The organism is Candidatus Desulfofervidus auxilii (assembly GCF_001577525.1).
GTDB classification, from domain to species: Bacteria; Desulfobacterota; Desulfofervidia; order Desulfofervidales; family Desulfofervidaceae; genus Desulfofervidus; species Desulfofervidus auxilii.
Genome location: NZ_CP013015.1, coordinates 1,910,204 through 1,927,843, shown reverse-complemented (window position 1 = coordinate 1,927,843; position 17,640 = coordinate 1,910,204). Strand labels below are relative to the sequence as shown.

The following is a 17,640-nucleotide window of genomic DNA, read 5'->3' as shown; positions in this document are numbered from 1 at the left end:
AATTTTATTTTTTCTTTAAGTTGAGCCAATCAGCAATAGTCCTTGCTGTTTTGGTAATAAATTCTTTAAATTCTTCTGGCCCTAAAATTTTCTCATCAGGAAAGTAAGTGATATCACTTGGTCTTACTAATTGAGGGGTATTTTTTAGTTCTTCTCTGGGGCTCACTTCATATTCAGGGGGAAATTTGTCTTCAAAATACATCTGTTGAAAGCTAATAAACTTGAGCATGTGAGCGGTGGAGTCTAATATAACCTCTTCTTCTGAATTTACTATACCTTCTTTTAGTGCCTGCACCAGACCTGCCAGGGATTCTCCTCCTTGAGTGCAGGCAAAATGACCATTTCTGTTAGCAATAAGCATCCAGTCCATGATAGCTTGTTCTGTAACTTCAACCACAAATACCTGTTTTTTACCTGCCAATTTGTTGTATTCTTCTACTGAACTTATTACTCGTGGCATAGAAACAGGATTACCAATCATGGCCGCTTGGGCACAACTGGGTTTGACCTTTACTGGTTGCCAAACCCTCTTTTTAGGATCAGGTTCAAGATAATAACGATAAACAGGATTGGCATGAATTGATTGGACACCAATAATTTTGGGTAATGTTTCTATAATGCCCACCTTATAAAAATTGAGAAAACCATTGATGATAGCAGTTATATTACCAGCATTTCCAATGGGCACTATTATTACCTTGTTTTTCAGGTCATAATCAAACCACTGGGCAATTTCATAAGAATAAGATTGCTGTCCTTTGATACGCCAGGGATTTTTGGAATTGAGAAGAACCACATGATAGTTGTCTGCCAATGTTTCTACCACCTTCATACAATCATCAAATACACCTGGAATTTCAAATACATAGGCCCCATGTCCTAGTGGTTGGGCCATCTGTTGAGCAGTAACCTTACCTTGAGGTAACAACACAGCCGATTTTACCTTACCCCGCAAATAGGAGGCATAAAGGGCTGCTGAGGCTGAGGTATCTCCAGTAGAGGCACAAATGGCCAAGACTTCTTTTAATCCTTTAGTATGTATCAAATAATTCACATAACTTAGGGCACAGGCCATACCCCTATCTTTAAAAGAAGCACTGGGGTTTTGTCCATCGTTTTTAAAGTAAAAACGGCAACCTACTAGTTCCTGGAGATATTGGTTTGCCTTTACAATAGAGGTGTGTCCTTCTCCCAGATAAACGATATCTTCTAAGGGAATAATAGGGGCAATAAATTCATGAAACAAAAAAATGCCTTTTAAGGCAGGTATATTGAGCATCTTACGATAATTAAAAATTTGACGCCAAATTTTCCCATCTATCTCTTTTAAACGCTCAAACTCCTTATCAGGTAACATAAAGATATTTTGACACTTGGGGCAGGTATAAAGAAACTCTTCAATAGGATACTCTGTTCCACACTCAAGGCATTGATAAACCAAATTACCTTGAGGCTTAGGCAATAAAAACGGCCTTATTTCTGAAGGAAAATTATGCAAATTCATGCTTTTAAAGATTAAAAGAATTCCTCCCAAACAAATAAAAGAGGCCTTTTATCAGGTCTTAAAACCTCACCTTCAATTACCTCCCCAATAAATAGAGTATGGTCACCTGCCTCAAAGGTGTTGGTTAACTTACATTCTATATAAGCTATGGCATCTTTTAAAATAGGAGAACCATGGCCGGTTTCAGTATGAGGAATTTGGGCAAATTTATCCACCTTCCTTCCTGAACGGAAACCAAAGTGTTTAGCCAATTCCTTCTGGTCTTGAGCAAGTGTATTCACAGCAAAATAACCAGAAGACTTGATCAAGCCATGGGTATAACGCGCTGGAGCAATGGCAGCCATAATTAAGGGGGGTTTAAAAGAAACCTGTGATACCCAAGCAGCGGTCATTCCATTCTTACGTTCCCCTGACTTGGTAGTAACTATATATACTCCGTGAATAATTGTCTTATTAATTAATTCTTGCATAATATTTCTCCCTTTCTAATTTTAATCCACATTACCATATTTAGCCATAAAAGGCAATTGGTTAGGCTTTATTACCGCACACTTAAGATTAAATCAGCAATTTCTCGTAAAGCCCCTTTCCCTCCTGGTATAACTGTGACATAATCGGCTTTTTCTTTCACCGCCTTTACTGCATTGGACACTGCAAATGCCACCCCTACCTTAGGGAAAATAGCCAAATCAGGCAAATCATCTCCCACATAAGCAATTTCTTCAGGGGTATATTTTCTCATCAATTTATCCAAGATTTCTGTTTTATTTTGAATTCCCTGATATATGTTTTTAACTCCCAATTCCAAACACCTTTTCTGAACGGCTTCTGAATACCGAGCAGAAACCACTATTATGTCTATACCTTTTTCTAAAAGCATTTTTATCCCCAATCCATCATGAACATGAAAGCTTTTTATTTCTTCGCCTCCTTTCCCATAAATTAAGCTACCATCTGTCCATACCCCATCTACATCAGTTAAAAGCACTTTAATATGTGTTAAACGTTTTAATAGAGTTTTATGATCCATGTTATACATCCCTTATAACCTTTTCTATATTTAAGATAATTCGCAATAATTCTTCTAACTTCTCTAATGGCCAGGCATTAGGGCCATCACATAATGCTTCCTCAGGCACTTTATGAACCTCCATAAACAGGGCATCTATGCCAATGGCTACTGCCGCTCTTGCCAAATAGGGAACAAATTCCCTTTGCCCTCCAGAAGTCCTTCCTTTACCACCAGGCAGTTGGACACTATGGGTGGCATCAAAAACTACGGGATAACCAAATTGCCGCATAATCACCAGAGAACGGAAATCTACTACTAAATTATTGTATCCAAAACAACTGCCCCTTTCAGTAACTAAAATATTCTCATTACCCCGAGAAGTAATTTTTTCAATGATATATTCCACATCCCAAGGAGCAAGAAATTGCCCTTTTTTAACATTTACAGGTAATCCTGTATCAGCCACCGCATATATCAAATCCGTTTGCCGACATAAAAAGGCCGGAATTTGAATTATGTCTAGCACCTGTGCCGCTAGTTCTACTTCTTGAACGCAATGTACATCAGAAATTACAGGTATTTTTAATGCTTCTTTTATAGATTTTAAAATCCGCAGGCCTTCCTTTAACCCAGGGCCTCTATAAGAGTCTTTAGAAGTGCGATTAGCCTTATCATAAGAACTTTTAAAAATAAAGGGAATATTGAGCCGTTGTGTCAATTCCTTCAAAAAAAGGGCGGTTTGATAAGTGATTTCTTCCCCTTCAATCACACATGGTCCAGAAATTAAGACCAGAGGAGATTTTCCACCAATTTCAACGTTTCCTATCTTTACTATCCTAGACATATCTTGAATTTAGCATTCTCGTTGTGAGAAATCAACACAATTTATTCACGATTTTTTCACGATAAATATAGTAATTAAATAAAAGAAGGAATACAGGAGGAGAATATGAGAAAAAGGTGGTTGTGTTTGACCTTTATAGGAATTATGCTGTTTTTTCTGACACATACAGGATTTACACACGGCCATTATTATTTTAATGGCAAAGTGAATGCTATTTCTAAAGGCTATATAAATGTTTCGGGAAAAGATTTTTATATTACTCAAGATTGCAGAGTGGCCATTCACAAAAAAGTAAATGGGGCGTTTTTTGAAAATCCTGCATCTTTAAGAGATATTAAAATCGGAGATTGGGTCACTGTAAAGGTTATAGGCAATCTGGTTACTGAAATTTTAATAGAGAGGTATAAAAGATGAAAAAAATGTTATTTATTTTCCTTATAAGTTTTATATCATTAATAGGAGGAAGATTGGCCTTCACTCGAACCATGGATAATTATTGTGCTGTGCCTCCTTTTATCTCAGCTCAAGGTCCACCTCTGGTAATGCTTCTTATGGGAAGAGACCATAAACTCTATTATGAGGCCTATAATGATGCCTCAGATTTGGATGAAGATGGACTGCTTGATGTGGGCTACAAACACTCCATAGACTATTATGGATATTTTGACCCTTATAAATGTTACAAATATACAGGTTCTGGAGCCGCTGCTAAATTTGTTCCTACCAGAACCACATCTAATAAATATTGTGGTGGAGAAGATGAATGGAGCGGAAATTTTTTGAACTGGCTTTCTATGTCTAGGATGGATGTTTTAAGAAAGGTGCTTTATGGAGGATATAGAAGCACGGATTCTTCATCAGAGACAGTTTTAGAAGGTGGCTATATCCCTCAGGATGCTCATAGCTGGGGAAAGGAGTATTTTGGTGATGATACTAGGCTGCTCACTCCTTTTGATCCACCTTCAGGTTCATGCACCATTCCCACCACACCTGTAAGCTGGGATAAAACAGGTGAGATATTATTTGTGATATATGATGATGACCAAAGCGGAGTATATGGAAATAACCATGAAGAGTTATTAAATTCCTACTCCTTGTGTCATTATTCAAGTCATTCATACATAACTGAGATGGATACTACTAATAATTACACAAACAGAAACAGAATTGAAACAGGGAATTATCTGCTTGTGGCTGAATTTGAAGTAACTTCCGCCGGCACTTGGCAATTTGCCATTGATTCTGACGATGGCTCAGAAGTAGAGATTGATGGTATAGTGGTGGCAAACTATTATGGAGGTCATTGGTTTTGTGGATGTTCAAGTTGTGGATGCACTGTTTGTCAAAGTTGCCAGAATAGTCATAGTGGAAATATCTATCTTTCCACCGGATGGCATAGAATTATAGTAAGATTGCGCGAAAACCATGGAGATGATGGTGTAATTGTGTGGTATAAAAAACCAGGTGATACAGCTTGGACAAAATTTGGAAGTAGCACTTTAAATATTCGTGCACCTAATATAGATGATGCATGTAGGCTAAAAACCAGGGATTTTATTGTTACTGGTGAACCCGCAAGTGGAGGGGGAACAGTTGAGTGTGAAAGACACCTTTTTTGTGTAACTTCTACCAGCGAAGGTGCTCCTCACAGGATAAGGGTTTTACTGAATAAATCTAATAGGATATGGGAATGGGCAACAAAAGAAAGGCCTGTTTGTGACAACAGTTTGGGCACACCAGATGGTGAATACTATGTTAGAGTAAAGGTTTGTGATTCATCTGTGGGTGTTGAAACCAACTGTAAACAGTATCCCAATGGAAATTATAAACCTATTGGACTTTTACAAAAATTTGGAGAAGGGGATGGAACAAAAGTGTGTTCTGTAAGTTATAAATCTTGCAATACAGACAGTGATTGCGGAACTGGTGAAGGATTTTGTGTAGATAAAGCCAAACTTTATTTTGGATTGATAACCGGCTCTTACACCAAAAATTTAAGTGGTGGGGTGCTAAGAAAAAATATATGGTCTATTTCAGATGAGATAAATTCCCAGACAGGCATATTCCAAAGTTCGGAAAATACCGAAGGTAACATTATACTCACTCTAGATAGGTTAAAAACAGTAGGATTTAGATATTCCGATTATAGCTATCAAGGAAGCTATACCTGTGGATGGATTACTACCCATCCCCTAAATGAAGGCGAGTGCCGCATGTGGGGCAATCCCATTGCAGAAATGATTTATGAAACTTTGAGGTATTTTGCAGGTAAGGAAAGTCCTACATCAGAATTTACTTATAGTGGTTCTAATGATACAGGATTACTCCTCCCTAAGCCTGATTGGGGTATTAGAAAGGGTGGAAATACCCTTCAGCCTCCTGAATTGTTTCCCTGGTGTTCTAAGCCTTCCATAGTAATTATCAGTGATATCAATCCCAGTTATGATTCTGATACTGTGCCTGGAAGTTCTTTTGAAAGTTATTCAGGTGACCTTTCTGATTTAGATGTATCTGATTTAGCCAAAACCATAGGGGATGAGGAAGGTATTTCAAACGCAAATTATTTTATAGGAGAAAGTAATGGTGTATACGATTTTATTTGTTCTTCTAAAAATGTCTCAGACCTGGGTAAGGTTAGAGGCTTATGTCCTGAAGAACCTACCAAACAAGGTAGTTATTATTCAGCGGCCCTTGCTTATTATGGACATACGGAATTTAAAAATAATTTTGCTGACCCCACAAAGGCAGAAAATGTAACTACCTATAGTGTAGCCCTTTCTTCTCCTGTGCCTGAAATAAAGATTCAAGTGGGCGAGCATACCGTTACTCTGGTTCCTGTGGGTAAATCTGTTAGCGGATGCCTTAATGTATATAATTACTGCGCACAAAAATGCATCTTGACATACGATGCTAATAGAGGTTTAACTATCAGCAATTGTTCTCCTAATGCTTACTGTCCTTCTAATCAGATTGTAGATTTTTATGTGACAGAGATTACACCTACTCATGGAAAGTTTAGAATAAATTTTGAAGATGTTGAGCAAGGAGCAGACCATGATATGGATAGCGTTGTAAAATATGAGTATTGTGTGGGAGATGCTTGTGATCCTGCCTTGCCTGCTAATCAAGTCAAAATTACCTTGAGTTCAGACTATGCTGCTGGATGCATAGACCAGGTTTTGGGATTTGTCATTTCTGGAACCAGTGAAGATGGGCTTTATTTGCCAGTAAAAGACAGTGATACCGCTCCTCCACCTGGAGATGGCGATACACCTTTAGTAGTTGCTAGTATGCCTTTAACTTGGGAAAAGACATTTACTATTTCTGGTTCTTCAGCAGCTACCCTTTTAAAAAACCCTCTTTGGTATGCGGCAAAATGGGGTGGTTTTGAAGATATAAACAATAATAATAAGCCTGACTTATCTAATGAATGGGACAAAGATGGAGATGGGAAACCAGATACCTATTTTTTTGTGGCCAATCCCTTAAAATTAGAAGAGAAGCTTTCTAAGGTGTTTGCCGATATTCTCAAGCGTGCCTCTTCTGGTACTGCAGTTTCCATGCTTTCCACCTCTACTAGGGGTAGTGGTATCTTCTGCCAGGCCTATTTCTTACCTGCATTCACAAATGAGGAAACCAATGAAGAACTCTCTTGGTTAGGGCACTTAAAGGGTTTTTGGATAGATGCATGGGGACAGATTAGAGAAAATACCACAGAGGACAAAAAATTGATTTTAGATCAGGATAAAGTGATGAAATATTTCCTAGAAGGGGATAAAACAAAAATTCATCTATATAACTCAGATGATACAGGCAAAGTAACCTCTCCTTGCTTCCCAGCCGAAACAAAGACATTAGCTGATGTAAAGACTGTCTGGGATGTGGGTAAAAAATTGTGGGAAAGGGATTTAGACGATAGAACCATTTATACCTCAACAGATGGTTCATCTTTTTTAAGTGGTGGTTTTACCACAGCCAATGCTTCTACCTTAAAAGACTATTTAAGGGCTTATGATGACAATGATGCAGCAAATATTATCAATTACATAAGAGGAATAGATACCGATATATGTTTAGACAGCGATGCAGGGACATGTAATGAAACCGGACATAGGAGCAGGGAGTTGACCCTGAACGGGGAAACCCATATTTGGAAACTAGGTGATATTGTTTATTCTACTCCTAGAATTTTATCTCATTTTCCATTAAATCTTTATCATATTCGTTATCAGGATAAAACTTATTCTTCAAGTAATGAGAGCTACCCAGGATTTATAGAACAAAAGGTATATGACCCTCATCAAGGCACTCCTTCACCTACCATTAAACGTGATGATTATCTCTTTGTGGGGGCAAATGATGGTATGTTACATTGTTTTTATTTAGGAAAATTAAGAGATAAATTTTGCTATGACCCAGGTTCAAATAGTTATACTAATAATACATGCGAAACTGATAAAGATTGTGATGAAGGGTATTTGTGCAAAAAAAATCCTGATTTAGAGGCTAAACTGGAAGGCGATGATATAGCTAAAGAACTCTGGGCATATATTCCCATGAATGCCCTGCCTTATTTGAAATATCTGGCTAATCTAAAATATGATGATTGCCACATCTATTATGTGGACCAGAGGGCAATGCTTTTTGATGCCAGTATCCAAACAAGTCATAGTGTGCCCATTTCAGTTACCACCTCTGATGGGAATACCATAACCAAAAATTGGGCTACTATCCTAATTGGTGAAATGAGATTTGGAGGCAGTCCTAATCCACCTAGTGGTGCCCCCTGACTTCATGGGAAGAGGGTAGGTCTATCCTCTATCTTTGCCCTAGATATTACTGACCCAGAAAATCCTGATTTACTCTGGGAATTTACTGATAATGATTTGGGGTTTACTACTTCCTATCCTGCTATTGTAAGGATTGGTAATCCAGATGCAGGAGGTCCAAGACAAGATGATGGTCTAAATGGAAACTGGTATGTGGTTTTAGGCTCTGGCCCAAGAGATTATGAAGGAGATACACCTTCAAGTAGAGGTTACATTTATGTAATTGATTTAAAGACTGGTACCTTAATAAAGAAGTTATCGGTAGGTAATCACACCTATATAGGCGATTGCATTGCCGTAGACCCTGACCATGATTATACAGTAGATGCCATTTATTGTGGCACTGTGAAAAGGCAGGGAAGTAATGTTATAGGCGATATGCTGAGGATTTTGACAGATGAGAAAGGTCCAAACAATTGGAGTATTACTACTCTTTATAATGCAGGTGCCCCTATAACTGCTTCGCCTGAACTGACTTTTGATGAAGCAGGTAACTTATGGTGCTTCTTTGGCACAGGGAAATATTTTGGGGAAACAGATAAGACAGATGAAAGCCAGCAATATCTCTATGGCATGAAAGATACTTGTTGGAATCCTATTAACAAAACTTATACATGTAATACTGCGGTAACAAATATCTTTGATGCTACCAATGTGCAGGTAATGGCAACGCCAGTTGATTATATCTGCATGTGTGAAGGCGGAGAGGTGGAGTGTTGTGAATATAATACAGATGGAAGTTGTAAGACTCCAGCTAAGGACGGTAGTGGTGGTTGCAATTGTGGTGACAAGGTAGTAACAGAAGTAGACCTTAATAGTGTTAGTGTAAGTGGCTGTGGTGCTTATAGTGACTGGGATGATTGTGCAAAACATATTGCTAATGATTTTGATGGCTGGAAGATAGAACTTCATACCGGTAGTCCGGCAGAACGTTGTATTTCTAAACCAGGTGTAGTAGGTCAACTAGCTATGTTTACTACCTTTACACCAAATTGTGATATTTGTGGTTTTGGTGGAGATAGTAGCCTATTTTCCCTCTATTATAAGGCAGGTATAGCTTACAAAGAACCGGCTATCTTGCTTGCTACAGGATTTAAAAATAACGAAATTCAAAAAAGTGTGGGTATCGGTAAAGGAGCGCCAGCTATTGGTGAGAGCATTGTTACTAAACAAGTAGGCGACAAACTTGTAACTTATATCCAGCTTTCTACCGGTCAGGTAGTAGAGGTAACACAAAAAGGAATTTTTATGCCTAATAAAGCCCAATTCTGGATTGAAGAATAGTTAAAGGCTCATTCTTAAAAGAATGGGCCTTTATTAGAAGTCTTTTTTCTTTAGATTCATGGCTACCAGTTTATTAAGGGTATGATAACTCTTTGCAAACACAGACCTAAATGGCAATAAAGCCTGAAAAAGATTTTTACAAAAAATAAATATTTACTTATTGACATTTGCGTTTTAGACATATATTATTTAGTCAATATTTAACTTGACAAAAAATTTAAAAAAACCTTTGACAAATGTTTCAAAATGTTGTAAAAGGACAATGTTAATCTAAATGGAGGGGTAAGAGGGTGATTAGTATAACTATTGACAAGGCTCTTTTAATCCAGTTGGTTAATTTTCTCTTATTGATTTTTATCTTAAACATGCTTCTCTTTAAGCCTATTCGGGAGGCCATCAAAAAAAGGGAAAGGAAGATACAGTCAGACCAAGATGAAATTGGTAAGCTTCAGACTGAAGCAGAGGATAGGTTAAAGCAATTTCAGTTAGCCATAGAAGAGGCTAAAAAGGAAGGATTGGCTAAAAAAGAGGCATTAAGAAAAGCAGCTACTGAGGAAGAAAGGAGTCTTTTAGCAAAGGTCCATAGTGAAGTTGAGGAGGAATTAACTAAAGTGAAGGCTGGTATTGCTAAAGAAATGCAAGAAACACGTGAAAAATTGAAAGAGGAGATAAAGGTGTTTGCTTCAGATATTGCAGAAAAAATCTTGGGGAGGCCACTTAGCCATGGATAGAAATCATAAGGTGGCACGAGTCTTTTTTATTTTGGTGTTAGTGTGTGGTATTAGCTTAGTGATGGGAATGTGTTATGTTATGGCTACTGAAGAACATCATGGACCAGTTGCTCATGAGGCTGCAGAACATGAAGTAACTCATGAAGGACACGAAGCTCATCATTATACTAGGCATCAATTTTTTGACCTTCTGTGGCGTGCCCTCAATTTTTTCATCTTTGCGGCCATTATCTATAAACTTACTGCCAAGCCTGTGCGTAATGCCTTAAATCAAAAGGAAGAACAGATAAAAACAACTTTAGAAGACCTAGAAAAGGAAAAGCGACTTACTCGCCAAAAATTTCTGGAATATGAAGCAAAGTTAGCTCAATTAGATAAAGAAAAAGAAAAGATTATTAAAGAATTTATTGTTGCTGGAGAGGCTGAGAAAAAAAGAATTATTGAAGAAGCCAATAAGATGGCAGAGCAAATTAAAGAGGGAGCAAAACGCGCAGCAGTGCAAGAGGCCAAGATGGCTAAAGAAGAACTTAGGGCTGAAATTGCAGAAATGGCTACCAAGATGGCTGAAGACATTATAAAAGAGAATTTTAAAACAGAAGACCAAAAAAAGATTGTTGAAGAATATTTAGCAAAGATGGGAGGATAAAGTTGATAGGAATAGGAATTGCCCGTCGGTATGCAACGGCTCTTTTCAAGGTAGGGTTAGAAGATAATAAAGTAGAAGAGTATGGAAAGGAATTAAAAGAAATCACTGATTTTTTAGAAGCAAATAAGGATTTAAAGTCTTATTTAATTACACCCCTATTTGAAAAGAGCTTGCGTAAACAGGTATTAGAAACTATTCTAGAAAAAGCAAATTTATCAGAAATAATGAAAAGATTTTTAACTCTGCTTTTTGATAAAAAGAGATTGCTTTATCTTAAGGATATTTTTAATTATTATGCCACTTTACTAGATGAATATAAGGGTATTTGTAGGGCGGAACTTATATCAGCTGTTTCTCTTACAGACGATATTTTGGAAGCAATTAAGGCAAGACTAAAAGAAGTAACAGGTAAGAAAGAAGTAGTGTTAGAAATAAAGGAAGACCCCCAGCTTATTGGTGGTGTTGTTACCAAAATAGGGGACATGGTTTATGATGGAAGTATAAGGAGACAATTAAATATTTTAAAGGAAAATTTAAAAAGAGGTGAGGTATAAAGATGCAAATTAGAGCAGAAGAAATCAGCGAAATTATTAAGCAACAAATTAAAGGGTTTGAAAAGGAGATTGATGTCAGCGAGACTGGAGTGGTGCTTTCTGTAGGTGATGGAATTGCCCGTGTTTATGGTTTGGAGAAATGTGAGGCCTTGGAGCTAATAGAGTTTCCTGGAGAAATTTATGGTCTTGCTCTGAATCTTGAGGAAGATAATGTGGGTATTGCTATTATGGGTGAAGACATCCATATTAAGGAAGGGGATATTGTAAAACGCACCGGTAGGATTGCTCAGATTCCAGTAGGAGATGCAGTTATTGGGCGTGTGATTGATCCCGTGGGAAGACCCTTGGATGGGAAAGGTCCTATTGAAGCCAAGGAATTCCGGCGAATTGAGTTTAAAGCCCCAGGGGTTATTGAGAGACAGCCAGTAAAAGAGCCTTGTTATACCGGGCTTAAGGCCATAGATGCTATGACTCCTATTGGACGAGGACAGCGGGAGTTAATTATTGGTGACCGTCAGATTGGCAAAACAGCTATATGTATTGATGCTATTTTAGCCCAGAAGGAAACCGATGTCTATTGCATCTATGTAGCTTGCGGCCAAAAGAGATCCACAGTAGCAACTATTGTGGATACCTTGCAGAGGTATGGAGCCATGGAGTATACTACGGTAGTCTCTGCTACCGCCAGTGACCCGGCTACATTGCAATACATTGCCCCTTATTCTGGTTGTGCCATTGGAGAATATTTTAGAGATACCAAGAGACATGCCCTAATTCTTTATGATGATCTGACTAAACAAGCTTGGGCTTACCGTCAAGTCTCTTTACTTTTAAGAAGACCACCAGGTCGTGAAGCTTATCCAGGAGATATTTTCTATAATCATTCCCGTCTATTAGAAAGGGCAGCCAAATTGAATGAAGAATTAGGTGGTGGTTCTTTAACTGCATTGCCGATTATTGAAACCCAACAAGGAGACGTTTCCGCTTATATTCCTACCAATGTTATTTCTATCACTGATGGTCAGGTATATTTAGAACCAGGTCTTTTCTTTGCAGGTGTTCGTCCTGCCATCAATGTTGGTCTTTCTGTTTCCCGTGTGGGTGGTGCCGCCCAGGTGAAGGCCATGAAACAAGTAGCAGGTAGTTTAAGGCTAGACTTGGCTCAATATAGAGAATTAGCAGCATTTGCCGCCTTTGGCTCGGAATTAGACAAGGCTACTCAGAAACAACTGGAAAGAGGAGCAAGATTGGTTGAAATTTTGAAGCAACCTCAATATCAACCATTACCCTTGGAGAAACAGGTGACCATTATCTATGCAGGTGTAAGGGGATTCTTGGACGAATTCCCTGTAGAAGTCCTCAGAGAATACGAAGAGGAGTTATATCCATTTATTGAGTCTAAATATCCGCAGATTTTTAGCAGTATAAAGGAGAAAAATGAGATAGATAAAGCAACAGATGAGTTGATGGCCAAGGCTCTGACCGAATTTAATGCTGAATTTAAGACCAAAAAAGGTTTGTCCTAATGGAGGGTGACTAATAAATGCCAGCCTTAAGAGATATAAAAAGGAAAATAGAAGCAGTTAAAAAGACAGAACAAATTACCCGTGCCATGAATATGGTAGCAGCAGCGAAGTTGCGGAGTGCACAGGCAAAGATGGAAGGTTTCCGGGTTTATGCAGATAAATATAAAGAGGTAATAGGGAGGCTTTCCTCTGTTAGCGGAGTTAGTCCTGCTCAATTTCCTCTTTTGCAGAGACGGGAAGAGGTGAAGAGTATTCATTTGGTATTACTTACCGCAGATAGAGGCCTTTGTGGGGCATTTAATGCCAATTTAATTAATAGAGCAGAAAAATTTATTGGAGCTACCAAGGGAGAAGGGAAGAACATTTTTTTGACCATTATAGGCCGTCGTGGTGTATCTTATTTTAAAAGGTATTATTCAGAGCTAATAAAAAATACCTATCAAGACATAGTAGGAAAAATAGATTATACATTTGTAAGTCGTTTTGCGCAAGAATTGGTATCTTCTTTTCTCTCTGAAGAAGCAGATGAAGTTGCTATAATTTATACCCAATTTTTGAGTATGGTAAGGCAGGTGCCCACAGTAGAAATACTCCTTCCTCTTGGTGCAGAAGGTGTTAGTGAAGAGACCTCTGAAGTAGAATATATTTATGAACCAAAGGCACAGGAAATTTTGAAACAGATTTTACCTAAGAGCATCAATGTGCGGTTATATAGTTATTTCCTTGAAAATGAAGTCTCTGAGCATGCATCCCGAATGAGGGCTATGGATAATGCCACCAGCAATTGTAAAGAGATGGTAAGGGAATTAACCCTAGTTTTTAATAAATTGAGACAGGCAAATATCACCAGAGAATTGATGGATATTGTTGGTGGTGCAGAGGCCTTAAAAGGATAAAAATATAAAGGAGGTTAAAGATATGAATGTTGGTAAAATTGTGCAAGTTATTGGGAATGTAGTAGATGTGAGATTTAAAGAAGGTGAGGTGCCAGCTTTACACAATGCCTTGACAGTTACCAACCCAGCTATTGACGATACAGAAGACAATTTAGTTTTAGAAGTATTTCAGCACTTAGGTGATAATGTAGTCCGCACTGTGGCTATGGATATTACAGATGGTCTAATGCGAGGCATGGAGGTTAAGGATACAGGTAACCCTATCCTGTGTCCGGTAGGGAAGGAAGTTTTGGGCCGAGTAATCAATGTGGTTGGAAAACCAGTGGACGGTAAAGGTCCTATCCAGGCCAAAGAATACTATCCTATTCATAAAGAGGCCCCCGCATTAGTAGAGCAAGAGACTACTGTAAAACTTTTAGAAACCGGGTTAAAAGTAGTTGACTTATTAGTTCCTTTCCCCCGTGGTGGTAAAATGGCCATGTTTGGAGGAGCGGGAGTGGGTAAAACAGTAGTTATGCTAGAGATGATGCATAATATTGCTTTAGAGCATGGTGGTCTTTCTGTCTTTGCTGGTGTTGGAGAGCGGACACGTGAAGGCAATGACCTTTATCTGGAAGTAAAAGAATCAGGAGTTATAGAAAAAGCAGCTTTGATTTATGGACAAATGACAGAGCCACCTGGTGCTAGAGCAAGGGTAGCTCATACAGCCATGACCGTATGCGAGTATTTCCGTGACCAAGGACAGGATGTTTTGATCTTTATCGACAATATTTATCGGTTTATTCAAGCAAACTCCGAGGTTTCTGCCTTGTTAGGTAGGATGCCTTCGGCGGTGGGTTATCAGCCTACTCTAGGTGAGGATATGGGTAGACTGGAAGAGCGAATTACCACTACAAAAAAGGGTTCGATTACTTCAGTCCAATGTGTATATGTGCCAGCCGATGATTTGACTGACCCAGGACCGGCTACTACATTTTCCCATTTAGATGGAACAGTTGTTCTTTCAAGGCCAATTGCTGAGTTAGGTATTTATCCTGCAGTTGACCCCCTTGATTCTACTTCTAAAATTTTAGACCCAAACATTTTAGGTACAGAACATTATGGTGTTTCCCGTGAGGTTCAGAGAATTTTACAGAAATACAAGGAATTACAAGACATTATTGCTATTTTAGGCATGGAAGAGCTTTCAGAGGAAGATAAAGTTACCGTGGCTCGGGCTAGAAGGATTCAAAGATTTCTCTCTCAGCCCTTCCATGTAGCTGAACAGTTTACCGGGCGTCCAGGTGCTTATGTGAAGCTAAAGGATACCATAAGAGGTTTTAAAGAAATCATTGAAGGAAAGCATGATGATTTACCAGAACAGGCCTTTTATATGGTAGGGGGAATTGAGGAAGCGGTAGAAAAAGCAAAGAAATTGGCAGCAGCTTAAAAATAAAGAGGAAGTAATTATGGCAGGGAAAATCCTTTTAGAAGTTATTACTCCGGACCGTTTGGTCTTGAGGGAAGAGGTAGACATGGTAGTGGCTACTGCCGTAGAAGGTGAGTTTGGGATTCTGCCTGGACACGCCCCTATGGTTTGTTTGCTAGAAATTGGTCCAGGGCGATATAAAAAAAATGGGAAAATAGATTATATGGCTATTGCAGGAGGTATTTGTGAAGTCTTTGAAAATAAAGTGAGTATTCTGGCTGAAGCGGCTGAACTGGCACGTGAAATAAATGTTAAGAGGGTAATGAAGGCTAGAGAAAGGGCCCTAAAAAGACTAGCAAAGAAAGAGAATATAGATGTGGCTAGGGCAGAAGCGGCCTTAAGACGGGCAATGATGAGGTTAAAAGTAGCCAGATATGCAGGGCTGGTAGAGTCAATCCCACCAGCAGAGATTAAAGAGTAGTAGAAAAAAAGTTAGTTTTATAGATGTTTTTAAAAGCGCCCCTCTCGGGGCGCTTTTTTATTAATAAAACGAATTTCTAAGTGATTTATTTTTCCTAAATATTTAGCTTAAAAAGTCAGGTTTTAGAATGATAAAGAAACTTTCTAGAAGAGATAATAAAGCAGGGCTCCTAAGGAGCCCTGCCTTTGATATATAGGTTTGCTTGATTAAGTATTTACCCTTTTCCTTCTACTCAACAACCCAAAACCTAACAAACCAGACCCCAGCAGAAGAATAGTGGTAGGGATGGGGACTGGAGCTGTTTCTATGTTTAAGGTAATCCCATTGTTATAGTAATGGCAATCAGGGTCAAACCCAAGGCCAAAATTCCCGTCTGTAACGTAAGTATTCAAAGTAGCAATTTCAAATGGATCAAAATCATAAGTGATATCTTGTGCAGATGCTGGAAGGTCTTGCCAATGGTGCAATAGAATACCTTGGCCACTAAAGTTATCACCCCCGCCTTCGCCATCTCCATATTCAGTAACACCTGTATTTGCCGAATCCAAAAGATGCACCCATAGGTCGTTGGATTTTTTATTCCAATTACGGATATCGTCAAAAAATAATGAAGCAGAAACAATGATTTCGCCTGCTGGTATATCCCAATCAATACCCCATGTATAATAGCAATAGTGATCTAAATCATAGAGATCTGCTGGAGTTGGTTGAAAAGTATAAGTTGCGGCTTCAGTTACTCCTCCAAGCATAAAGACTAAAATTATAGTGCAAAAAAACATCCCCAAGTTTTTCATATAATGCATGTTTTCACCTCCTTTTCATATTTTAATATATTGTATGAGTTTCTCTAACCATTGTAAATTCTCCAAAGGACTTATTTTTAGTTGTATTTCAAAAGTCTTATTTTGGAAGAAATATAATACCTTAGTTGGATATGCTAAATAAACAAGGCAGGGCTCCTAAGGGACCCTTGCCTTTGATATATAGGTTTGCTTGATTAAGTATTTCCCTTTTTCCTTCTGCTAAGTAAGCCAAAACCCAGTAAACCAGAGCCAAGGAGGAGAATGGTTGGAGGAATGGGAACCACACCCTCAACCACATCATTGGCACAGGTACCAGTAGCCCAAAAAATACCCATCTTATCGCCTAAATCTGAGCCAAAGAGGGTCTTATCTATCTCTAATGTCCACGCATATAGGCTACCTGATGAGGTTATATTTATATTAACATCTCCCTTATAACTGCCGCCTTCCATCTTTACCCATGCCTCACGGCTACTTGAAGGTTCAGGATAAAATTCACCATAGTAGAGATCATTTATAGTTTTACCTTCCAAGACATCATAAGACGAGTTCCATGTCCCATCTTTGTAAAGTGCTGCTGAATAATCTTGGTCTCCTCCTGTACCATGCGTTAAAACAACTCCATACTCATATGTCCCATCCAGGTTTAAATCAAGCCCCAGGTCTGCTGCGTAGAAGTTATCTCCACTATAAGTGTATAAACCATCAAAATTAGTGTACATGGTAATAATTATATTACTCCCTGTCATGTTCACATCTATACCTTCAGTGTCAAAGTGGTCTCCTATATAGTCAAGCCATTCACTAGCACTTGATTCACTACCTAATGTGGTGCCCTTTCCGACGTTAACAGTATCATCAATAGTATAGGCCAAAACACTACCACTCCAAATAAATGTACTCACTGCCAGTAGCATCAAGAAAAACTTCTTCATCTTTACCCTCCTTTAACTTAGAGATAAATCCTTCATACACTATACAAATTCTCCTAACCATTGTAAATTCTCCAAAGGGCTTATTTCTAGTTGTATTTCAAGAGTCTTATTTTTTAAAAATATAATACTATAGTTGTATATGCCAAATAATAAAGCAGGGCTACTTAGTAGCCCTGCCTTTGATATA

At 38.4% G+C, this 17,640-nt stretch carries 15 protein-coding genes and 1 pseudogene; 10 read left to right on the top strand and 6 right to left on the bottom strand.

Annotation, left to right across the window (positions count from 1 at the left end; genetic code table 11):
- Nucleotides 1–4 precede the first annotated feature (4 nt).
- From thrC to kdsA, 4 genes are all read right to left on the bottom strand, one after another.
- Nucleotides 5–1,504, bottom strand: a complete 1,500-nt coding sequence (thrC, locus tag HS1_RS09615) for a threonine synthase (RefSeq protein ID WP_066064566.1) — start codon at nucleotides 1,502–1,504, stop codon at nucleotides 5–7.
- A gap of 11 nt (nucleotides 1,505–1,515) precedes the next feature.
- Nucleotides 1,516–1,974: a flavin reductase family protein gene (locus tag HS1_RS09610; RefSeq protein ID WP_066064563.1), complete on the bottom strand. Its 459-nt coding sequence runs from the start codon at nucleotides 1,972–1,974 to the stop codon at nucleotides 1,516–1,518.
- 71 nt (nucleotides 1,975–2,045) lie between these two features.
- Entirely contained in the window at nucleotides 2,046–2,534 is a 489-nt protein-coding gene (locus HS1_RS09605) for a KdsC family phosphatase (protein WP_066064560.1), read from the bottom strand.
- A 1-nt stretch (nucleotide 2,535) separates the two neighbouring features.
- A complete protein-coding gene (gene kdsA, locus HS1_RS09600; RefSeq protein ID WP_066064557.1) occupies nucleotides 2,536–3,360 on the bottom strand; it encodes a 3-deoxy-8-phosphooctulonate synthase in 825 nt (274 codons plus the stop codon).
- A gap of 105 nt (nucleotides 3,361–3,465) precedes the next feature.
- On the opposite strand from kdsA, the gene HS1_RS09595 reads away from it, so the two are divergent.
- The 10 genes and pseudogenes from HS1_RS09595 (at nucleotide 3,466) to HS1_RS09550 (ending at nucleotide 15,715) form a co-directional block, all read left to right on the top strand.
- Entirely contained in the window at nucleotides 3,466–3,774 is a 309-nt protein-coding gene (locus HS1_RS09595) for a hypothetical protein (RefSeq protein WP_066064554.1), read from the top strand.
- 128 nt (nucleotides 3,775–3,902) lie between these two features.
- The gene (locus HS1_RS09590) at nucleotides 3,903–8,150 is read left to right on the top strand and encodes a pilus assembly protein PilY (RefSeq protein ID WP_420886056.1); all 4,248 of its coding nucleotides are present in this window, start codon (nucleotides 3,903–3,905) and stop codon (nucleotides 8,148–8,150) included.
- Nucleotides 8,151–8,174: 24 nt separating this feature from the next.
- A pseudogene (locus HS1_RS09585) lies at nucleotides 8,175–9,473 on the top strand (PilC/PilY family type IV pilus protein); the annotation flags it as partial.
- Between the two features lie 290 nt (nucleotides 9,474–9,763).
- Nucleotides 9,764–10,204 carry an ATP synthase F0 subunit B gene (locus HS1_RS09580; RefSeq protein WP_066064544.1) on the top strand — a complete coding sequence of 147 codons (441 nt, stop codon included), beginning with the start codon at nucleotides 9,764–9,766 and terminating at the stop codon, nucleotides 10,202–10,204.
- Complete coding sequence (locus HS1_RS09575) at nucleotides 10,197–10,850, top strand: F0F1 ATP synthase subunit B family protein (RefSeq protein ID WP_066064541.1); 654 nt, start codon at nucleotides 10,197–10,199, stop codon at nucleotides 10,848–10,850. The genes HS1_RS09580 and HS1_RS09575 overlap by 8 nt, the downstream gene beginning before the upstream one ends.
- Nucleotides 10,851–10,852: 2 nt before the next feature.
- Nucleotides 10,853–11,404 (top strand): ATP synthase F1 subunit delta, encoded by a 552-nt coding sequence (atpH, locus tag HS1_RS09570; protein WP_066064538.1) that lies wholly within the window; start codon nucleotides 10,853–10,855, stop codon nucleotides 11,402–11,404.
- Nucleotides 11,405–11,406: 2 nt separating this feature from the next.
- The gene (atpA, locus tag HS1_RS09565) at nucleotides 11,407–12,930 is read left to right on the top strand and encodes a F0F1 ATP synthase subunit alpha (RefSeq protein ID WP_066064535.1); all 1,524 of its coding nucleotides are present in this window, start codon (nucleotides 11,407–11,409) and stop codon (nucleotides 12,928–12,930) included.
- Nucleotides 12,931–12,947: 17 nt separating this feature from the next.
- Nucleotides 12,948–13,826: an ATP synthase F1 subunit gamma gene (gene atpG / locus HS1_RS09560; RefSeq protein WP_066064532.1), complete on the top strand. Its 879-nt coding sequence runs from the start codon at nucleotides 12,948–12,950 to the stop codon at nucleotides 13,824–13,826.
- 22 nt (nucleotides 13,827–13,848) lie between these two features.
- Nucleotides 13,849–15,255, top strand: a complete 1,407-nt coding sequence (gene atpD / locus HS1_RS09555) for a F0F1 ATP synthase subunit beta (RefSeq protein ID WP_066064529.1) — start codon at nucleotides 13,849–13,851, stop codon at nucleotides 15,253–15,255.
- A 19-nt stretch (nucleotides 15,256–15,274) separates the two neighbouring features.
- A complete protein-coding gene (locus HS1_RS09550; RefSeq protein WP_066064526.1) occupies nucleotides 15,275–15,715 on the top strand; it encodes a F0F1 ATP synthase subunit epsilon in 441 nt (146 codons plus the stop codon).
- Between the two features lie 206 nt (nucleotides 15,716–15,921).
- On the opposite strand, the gene HS1_RS13520 is transcribed toward HS1_RS09550, so the two are convergent.
- Together HS1_RS13520 and HS1_RS09540 are read right to left on the bottom strand one after the other, a co-directional pair.
- Nucleotides 15,922–16,518, bottom strand: a complete 597-nt coding sequence (locus HS1_RS13520; protein WP_066064521.1) for a PEP-CTERM sorting domain-containing protein — start codon at nucleotides 16,516–16,518, stop codon at nucleotides 15,922–15,924.
- Between the two features lie 194 nt (nucleotides 16,519–16,712).
- A complete protein-coding gene (locus HS1_RS09540; RefSeq protein WP_066064518.1) occupies nucleotides 16,713–17,453 on the bottom strand; it encodes a hypothetical protein in 741 nt (246 codons plus the stop codon).
- Nucleotides 17,454–17,640 lie beyond the last annotated feature (187 nt).